The sequence below is a fragment of the Yoonia maritima genome, assembly GCF_002933395.1.
Lineage (GTDB): Bacteria > Pseudomonadota > Alphaproteobacteria > Rhodobacterales > Rhodobacteraceae > Yoonia > Yoonia maritima_A.
Window position 1 is genome coordinate 1 of the sequence record NZ_PKFN01000006.1, and the last position, 2,500, is coordinate 2,500.

General features: G+C 52.2%; 1 tRNA gene and 2 rRNA genes (1 of these 3 cut by a window edge). All 3 read right to left on the bottom strand.

The annotated features are described in order from the left end of the window. Positions 1 to 77 (bottom strand) — tRNA-Met (locus CYQ09_RS01355). 69 nt (positions 78 to 146) lie between these two features. Beyond that, a 5S ribosomal RNA gene (gene rrf / locus CYQ09_RS01360) occupies positions 147 to 261 on the bottom strand. 132 nt (positions 262 to 393) lie between these two features. Then, a 23S ribosomal RNA gene (locus tag CYQ09_RS01365) occupies positions 394 to 2,500 on the bottom strand (it continues 726 nt past the right edge of the window).

Sequence of the window (2,500 nt, forward strand, 5' to 3'; positions counted from 1 at the left end):
TGGTTGCGGGAGTAGGATTTGAACCTACGACCTTCAGGTTATGAGCCTGACGAGCTACCGGGCTGCTCCATCCCGCGCTATTGTGCCTCGCGGTGTTTTGAGAGGGCTTTTTTTGTTATCGTATAGAGAGAAGTGTTTCTTATTAGGTTTGGCAATGACTTACTCTCCCACGCCTTAAGACGCAGTACCATCAGCGCAGCGGCACTTAACTGCCGAGTTCGGGATGGGATCGGGTGTTTTGCTCGCGCTATTATCACCAAACCAAAAAAGAAACACTGGCTAGGATTGATGTCCTAGCCGATAACATCAGGTTTTGTTCCATGTTCATCGTATACTGATGATTGTGTGTGTATGTGTTTTGATTTGTTTCAGTAAGTCTTACTATTACTGGATCAAATCAAGCCTATCGAGCCATTAGTACCAGTCAACTGAACGCCTTACAGCGCTTACATCTCTGGCCTATCGACGAGGTGGTCTACCTCGGCTCTCAGGGATATCTTGTTTTGAAGGGGGCTTCCCGCTTAGATGCCTTCAGCGGTTATCCTGTCCGATCATAGCTACTCAGCACTGCCGTTGGCACGACAACTGATCCACCAGTGGATCGTTCACCCCGGTCCTCTCGTACTAGGGGCAACTCTTCTCAAATATCCTACACCCACGGAAGATAGGGACCGAACTGTCTCACGACGTTCTAAACCCAGCTCACGTACCTCTTTAAACGGCGAACAGCCGTACCCTTGGGACCTGCTCCAGCCCCAGGATGAGATGAGCCGACATCGAGGTGCCAAACGGTGCCGTCGATATGGACTCTTGGGCACCATCAGCCTGTTATCCCCAGCGTACCTTTTATCCGTTGAGCGATGGCCCTTCCACTCGGGACCACCGGATCACTATGGCCGTCTTTCGACTCTGCTCGACTTGTCAGTCTCGCAGTCAGGCTGGCTTCTGCCATTGCACTCAACGAGCGATTTCCGACCGCTCTGAGCCAACCTTCGCGCGCCTCCGTTACAATTTGGGAGGCGACCGCCCCAGTCAAACTACCCACCACGCAGGGTCCCGGACCCGGATAACGGGCCGCGGTTAGACATCAAGCAGAATAAGGGTGGTATCTCAAGGGAGGCTCCACGGAAACTGGCGTTCCCGCTTCGAAGCCTACCACCTATCCTGCACATACTGTGCCTGATGCCAATGCGAAGCTATAGTAAAGGTGCATGGGGTCTTTCCGTCTAACCGCGGGTATCCTGCATCTTGACAGGAAATTCAATTTCGCTGAGTCCACATTTGAGACAGCGGGGAAGTCGTTACGCCATTCGTGCAGGTCGGAACTTACCCGACAAGGAATTTCGCTACCTTAGGACCGTTATAGTTACGGCCGCCGTTTACCTGGGCTTCAATTCGGAGCTTGCACTCCTCCTTTTAACCTTCAGGCACCGGGCAGGCGTCAGACCCTATACGTCGTCTTGCGACTTCGCAGAGCCCTGTGTTTTTAGTAAACAGTCGCCACCCCCTGGTTTGTGCCCCCGCCCAAAACTTGCGTTCTGAACGGGCCTCCTTCTCGCGAACTTACGGAGGTATTTTGCCGAGTTCCTTAAATGTGGTTCTCTCAAGCGCCTTGGTATTCTCTACCAGTCCACCTGTGTCGGTTTAGGGTACGATCTTATAGGAGGGCTATTTCCAGGAACCTGTTGGCAGCCCATTCAATCCGATAAGGATGAACTACGTTTCAGATCCGTCACCACTCCATGGCCCAGGAATATTAACCTGGTTCCCATCGACTACGCCTTTCGGCCTCGCCTTAGGGGTCGGCTTACCCTGCTCAGATTAGCTTTAAGCAGGAACCCTTGGACTTTCGGCGAGGGAGTCTCTCACTCCCTTTGTCGCTACTCATGTCATCATTCTCACTAGTGATCTCTCCACCGGATCCCTCACAGGCCGGCTTCACAGAAAACTCCGCGTCTCCAATACTTCCGAAGAAGTTAAGGAGACATGGAATTATGTCACACTACGCTCTGCTACCATGCGATAAATCGCATCCTAGACTTCGGCTCATGGCTTGAGCCCCGTTACATCTTCGCCGCAGGACAACTTATTTAGACCAGTGAGCTGTTACGCTATCTTTAAAGGATGGCTGCTTCTAAGCCAACCTCCTGGTTGTTTTGGTCGTCCCACCTGCTTTCCCACTTAGCCATGAATTAGGGGCCTTAGTCGTAGGTCAGGGTTGTTTCCCTCTCCACAACGGACGTTAGCACCCGCTGTGTGTCTGCCGGATATTACTCCTCGGTATTCGGAGTTTGATTAGGATCAGTAAGGCTGTGGGCCCCCATTACCCATTCAGTGCTCTACCCCCGAGGGTATTCGTCCGACGCTCTACCTAAATAGATTTCGCAGAGAACCAGCTATCTCCGAGTTTGATTGGCCTTTCACCCCTAGGCACACCTCATCCCGACCTTTTTCAACAGGTGTGGGTTCGGACCTCCAGTAAGTGTTACCTTACCTTCAT